At 37.5% G+C, this 5925-nt stretch carries 6 protein-coding genes and 1 tRNA gene; 5 read left to right on the top strand and 2 right to left on the bottom strand.

Annotation, left to right across the window (positions count from 1 at the left end; translation table 11 throughout):
- Together AC1DND_RS16350 and AC1DND_RS16355 are read right to left on the bottom strand one after the other, a co-directional pair.
- A partial coding sequence (locus tag AC1DND_RS16350) for a class I SAM-dependent methyltransferase (RefSeq protein ID WP_477583188.1) occupies window positions 1-802 on the bottom strand: 802 nt, incomplete at its 3' end.
- A gap of 45 nt (window positions 803-847) precedes the next feature.
- Window positions 848-920, bottom strand: a tRNA-Lys gene (locus AC1DND_RS16355).
- Window positions 921-1120: 200 nt separating this feature from the next.
- Between AC1DND_RS16355 and AC1DND_RS16360 the strand changes: the two genes are divergently transcribed.
- From AC1DND_RS16360 to AC1DND_RS16380, 5 genes are all read left to right on the top strand, one after another.
- The gene (locus AC1DND_RS16360) at window positions 1121-1759 is read left to right on the top strand and encodes a hypothetical protein (protein ID WP_477583190.1); all 639 of its coding nucleotides are present in this window, start codon (window positions 1121-1123) and stop codon (window positions 1757-1759) included.
- Window positions 1760-1987: 228 nt separating this feature from the next.
- Window positions 1988-2413: a hypothetical protein gene (locus AC1DND_RS16365; RefSeq protein WP_477583192.1), complete on the top strand. Its 426-nt coding sequence runs from the start codon at window positions 1988-1990 to the stop codon at window positions 2411-2413.
- Between the two features lie 117 nt (window positions 2414-2530).
- Window positions 2531-3004 carry an SMI1/KNR4 family protein gene (locus tag AC1DND_RS16370; protein WP_477583194.1) on the top strand — a complete coding sequence of 158 codons (474 nt, stop codon included), beginning with the start codon at window positions 2531-2533 and terminating at the stop codon, window positions 3002-3004.
- Window positions 3005-3108: 104 nt separating this feature from the next.
- Entirely contained in the window at window positions 3109-3852 is a 744-nt protein-coding gene (locus AC1DND_RS16375) for a hypothetical protein (RefSeq protein WP_477583196.1), read from the top strand.
- A gap of 506 nt (window positions 3853-4358) precedes the next feature.
- Window positions 4359-5438, top strand: a complete 1080-nt coding sequence (locus tag AC1DND_RS16380) for an FISUMP domain-containing protein (RefSeq protein ID WP_477583198.1) — start codon at window positions 4359-4361, stop codon at window positions 5436-5438.
- Window positions 5439-5925: the final 487 nt, after the last annotated feature.

The raw sequence follows: 5925 nt of genomic DNA on the forward strand, positions 1-5925 counted from the left end.
ATACAGCACTTATTGGAGCGATCATGGGAGCAGCTCCGAATTTTTCAGCAAGTTCTTTTTCCACCTTAATTTTTATCTCGTCTATACAGTCAGGATTCTGTTTTTTGATCTCCTCATAAACAGGTCCCCACTCTACCAAACCGCATGCAGCTTCTTTTGCGGTTGGACTTACGGAAAAAAGTTTTACTTTTTCAATTGATATTTTTGCAAAGCCGGCATCCTTTAATAATAGTGTTATATGCGCTTCATTATTCATCGAGGTTGCAAGATTATGCGATTCGGGCAAGGGGTGTTCTAAATATTTCATTGCAATAGATCTGGCAGAATAAGATGCCGCATTATTTTCCAGCTTATCCCAGGTGGTAAATAAAAACAGGCCACCTGGTTTCAAAACCCGATAGGCCTCTGCAAATGCTTTCGGTTTATCAGGAACAAACATATACCCGAAGCAGCAAACCACCAAATCTATACTATTATCATTAAAAGGAAGTTGCTGGGCATCAATATTTCGCCAGTCAATATCAAGGTGGCTCAACGTCTTTTTGGCTACGGCCAACATCTCCTCGCTAATATCTGAAGCGATCAGCTTTGCTGCGTATGGAATATGCTCCCTAATATGACGGGTAACACGCCCTGTCCCAGCCGCAATTTCGAGCACTACAGAAACCGGAATGGATTGAATTCGTTTTGCAACTTCTATAGCATAGGGCTCAAAGAATAATGGGCCGAAAAACTGCTCGTAACGAGTAGCAGTATCTCCCGGCAAATCAGCCGAAGGGTCTTTTGGCAAAGTATCGTTCATAAACGATTAATTTTATATTTCGTTCAAATACAATAAGTGATATTGTGACCCCTCAGGGGTTCGAACCCTGGACCCACAGATTAAGAGTCTGTTGCTCTACCAACTGAGCTAAGAAGTCTGGTAAAATAAATATAGGATAAAAAGGGGAAATATATTAATCTCGCTAAATAGCTTAAGGAGTTGGGTTCGTTAAATGCACATTAGTATACGCCATTGCCCTTAACTTAAATAAAATTCTCTTCATTTACTCAATCACGAAATTGATAAAATAACAGTTGCTATATTTAAGCATTGGTAGCAACTACGACAAAACCTAACATGGACCAAGAGACAGCAAGTTATATTATAAACTACTTCAGTAACTTAATGACTGACAATGAAAAGTTAGCACTGAAACACCATATGCATACCTATAAGACTTCTGATGATCCTAAGATGAGAAGAATTTTGACTAATAGAGGTTGGATTAGAACGGAATCCGAAATACTTAATTTTCTAAAACATGGCTATGATGAATTTGAGTTGAATGTAGCAAGACGAATAACGACGGAAAATCCTGAAAAGGTATTTCTTAACAATTGCCCAAAGTGTAATAAACTTGCAAGGACTCCATACGCAAGGCAATGCCGACATTGTGGTGATAATTGGCATGCAATAACCATTGCTCTGTTTAAGCTTAACAATGCTTATCAATTGAAAGGAAAACAATTTTTCTTACTTGGAACAGTCGTGAAAGGAGACATCAAAAAAGGCCAATTTATAGATCTGACAATGTTAGGACTGAACAAAAAACCAAAAATTGAGACAATTGAATTTGCACTTAAACGAAAAGACGGAAAAGTATGGGAAGACATTGCACTCGGTACAAACGAACTAACCGAAGATGATAAAGATTATATTACAAATAAGGGTTCATTTGCTACACCACTCGACATTATAAATGACCGATCAACTTAAAAACGCTTGTGTTTTACACTATTGACCTGAAGCATTTATGAAAAAAGTCCGCTCTTCAATTAAACATTTATGCAGATATATTAAAGCCAACAAATGATCATAATAATAATTGGATTTATATTTTTTTTCTTAATAACAGCCCTTATTTACCTTACATATTGGTTACCAAAGAAATTGGGCTACCCAAAGGTTGGAAAATATATCTCCATAATTTTGACACTTTTGATCTTGATAAAAACTGTTTTATATGTATTCGAAGACGAGCTGTTTTCGAAAACAGATGCAGAAAAATTACTAATGGAGCAGGGTATTCAGCTAAAAGATAATTATAAAATTGAGGAGAATAAATCTGATTGGGGAGTGGGTGACTATTACCACACCTTTACTTTGATTATTACACCTAATGATAAACAAAGAATCATAAATCAGATAAAAAATGCTTCTAATTTCTCTAAAGAGGAAGAAGTTACAACCCGTTTTGATAACCAGGAACGCGACTACAATGGGCCTAAAAGATTTACAAATTACGAAACAGAAGAACAGTATGTTAGGGAACTTTTTGAGCCACATGGAAGTGGATATGCACCAACCTGGAGGAAAATAGAAATTGAAAAGAAAAACAACAAATTAACGTTCGAAGACATAGATGAATAATACCTCCGCTGGCGCATGCCTGCCACGTGTGAAGAACAAAAGAAAATAGGCTATAGAATTTAAATTATATAGTTATTTACAAAATTTCATAAGGACGATTATCCTAATCAAATACTCATGCATCCAACAATAACAGACATTATAGCCAGAATTATGGCTGATAAGGAAGAACTTGGGATTATGCTTTATGCGCCAGCTTCCCCAACGGAAATATTGGATTTTGAGAACATCATGAGAGTTAAATTACCCGATGATTTAGTTAAATTCTATAGCTTTTCAAATGGTTTCGAATCAGAGGAAGATATGTTTAGGATCATTCCATTAGACGAAATTATTGACAATATAGACCAACCAGATACTTATGCAGTGGAACTAAATGATTTCCATTTTGCGGAATATTTAATCTATTCTGATATGTGGACAATCAATATAAATCCTGTCGACAGAAATGATTACCACATTTATAACAAGGTGGAAAATGTAATCACCTTAACAAATTCATTCCCTGAATTTTTAGAGGCATTTTTAACCGGCGGTGTTTTTGACGGGCTTTACATCTGGAGAGAAAATATAAAACGATTGACTAAATAAAATGAATTTTATTCGGTTTACTTTAGTATATCGGATCCCAAAACCCTATCTTTAGAACAACTCCAGCTATTCYACCCAAATGTTTCGATGTTAACTCCAATATTATGAAACGTTATCTAAATATTCTAGCTTTACTTTTAATTGTAGCTGCCTGTACTAATAAACACCCTACTAAATTGAGTATAACTCAAAAAAATCCAAGTAAAAACTGTGATTGCACAAAGGATACATTGTTAGCCCAAATTATTTCTTGTGAACCAATTTCTTTAGATAATGGGGCAAAACTATACTGGAATTATAACTGCGACTCTTCATGGATAACTTTTGAAAATAGAAATCGAGAGAAAAAAACAATCTTTACATTAGGTGATGGATTAGTACAATTGACTAATCGGCTTGGACATACAAGTTTTCAAGAATTTAGAACTACATTCCTATATACAAACAGGGTCATTTCTGGTTGCTGCGATCCAGACGATTACTATTTATACAGCAAAGCTTCTGGTAAACTAATAAAAAAAATTGGAACAGCTATCTACGTTTCAGACAATAGTCAAATGCCTTTTGTGGTTTCTGTTACCAACAGAAGTCATATTCCAAAATTCGATTTTAATTCTCTAACACTCTATAATGTCGACACTCAAAAATCGTTCAGGATTAAAATCAAAAAAGGAGAAATCGAAAAGGGAATGAAAAATAACAATTACATGTTCCCAGAATACATTTTTGACAATCCTACTATTGACGGGCAAATCCTTACTATTAAATATTTTACAGAAAAGTATATTAAGGGGGTGAACCTAAAGTATAAAACGATCAAAATTGACTTAAAACAATACAACCATTAGCGACTCCTCCTTTCTAGCGCAAGTCTTAGCGCCCAACCTTAGCAACGGCATGACTTGTTCTTCCGTTAAATTATAAATCAATTTCTTTATTAAAAAACTTGATGAGCTAAATACTGTGAATGCACAAATCATCCAATCCACTTCCTAACCACTAAGAACTGTACCAGTGGGGGTCTTTTCGAGGTACAGCCCATTGTTAAATAGCCCTGATGGAAGTGGATCCCGATTTAAGCACTAGTTTTTACTTTTTTATTGTGTGCTTGCTTGTTTCACAGGTTTCTTCGGGAGAAACGGACAGCAGGATCGAAGCCAGCCCAAGGATCACAGCCTCTGCGCTCCAAAAAACCTATCAACCCAGACTGATCCTCGGCTAATTCCCTTTTAAGAAATCCAGACTTCGAACCTCCAACTCCACACTACCCTCATTAAAATATACCCAATAACAGGTATTGACGCTAACTGGTGTGATGGGGAAATTTGCTTGCAACAAACAAACAAATTAGGGCATGAAAATAAACAAACTCCTGCTAATGGCACCAATGCTTGTGCTATTGGCAACGGCATCTGCTGTAATTGCACAGGTAAAAAAATCGGCAACCAAAACGGCTGTTCCGGTTAAAACCARATATGGCGCGTTGGCTATAGACCGATCTAATGGGTTTTATTATGGTTTTTCATTCGATCAGTCAAACCGGGCAGAAGCCGAGAAGAAAGCGGTTGACGAATGCAACAAACGTGGCGGATCTTGCAGCATTGTGCTCACCTATTCGGGCACAGGTTGTGCGGCATACCGCACCATAAACGGTAATGTGGGTACTGCATTTGGCTGGGGTATAGCAAAAACCAAAGAGGAAGCTGATGCAATAGCAACTAAAGAATGTTTAAAAAGAAGCGGCGGCATACAACCTACCAACTTTGTTTGGAGCTGTAATGCAGCACAAGCGGCGCAGTTAAAAGAAATATACAATGCCTCGCCTGAAATTACCGGGCAGGTAAAAATTGGCAACCAGGTATGGACAAGTACCAATTTAAACGTGAGCACCTATAGAAACGGCGAGCAGATTTATTACGCAGCCAACCAAAAAGAATGGGAAAAAGTAAGCAGAGAAAAAATTCCCGCTTATTGTTACCTTAATTTCGACAGCAGCAATGAAAAGAAATACGGAAAGCTGTACAACTTTTATGCGGTTACCGATCGCCGTGGCTTAGCACCTGCTGGTTGGCACGTACCTAGCAGCAGTGAATTTTTAACCCTTATTGCGGCTTTAGGTGGTGAAAAAGTAGCCGGTAAAAAAATGCGTGGCACTACTGGCTGGGACGTAAAAGATTCGTATAAATTTGCGCATGGCAATGGCGATAACTCCTCAGGTCTCAATTTACTTACCAATGGCAGTGCAGGTGGCGATGAATATGGTGGCGGCCAATCTTTCAAGTATGGGGTATGGTTAAGCTATTGGTGGTCGAGTACTACCAAATCAAGCGGCGACAGCTTTGCCTACTATCTTGACTTTAACAAATACAGCGAACCGCGAGTAACCGACTATAGTAAAACCACAGGTGCCGCGGTAAGGTTAGTGAAAGATTAATTTGCCCATATCAAATAATGCTCATATTTCGGAACCTAAAGGTTAGAAATCGCTTACTCAACCGGGAATAATCAAGATTTCCGGTTGATTTTGTTTAAAGGAATGATAAACCAAACACCACTTACATTGGTATTTGACCATATAAGGAATTGAAGGGGATATAAGCTGATATCTAATTATAGGGCTTAAATCGTTTATTTTTAATGATTGGATTGCTTCACCTCACAATTCCTCTCCTTTGGTTCGCAATGACGTATCGTTTGGCTTACAAGTCCAGGCTTCTGACCTCCGACCCCTGACTCCGACTAATCGCAATGACGTACCAAAACCCTCTTTTAACAATTGCCTTTTAAAAGGGATTATATAAGTACACCAATAACATTTGATATGAAAACGAAAATAATAATCTTGGTAGCTGCCTTTGGTTTAGCGTTGTCAGCGTGTAGTGGTAAAAAAGCCGATCAGGAAAATGCCGACAGTATGTACA

It is taken from the genome of Pedobacter sp. 01N416 (genome assembly GCF_056399685.1).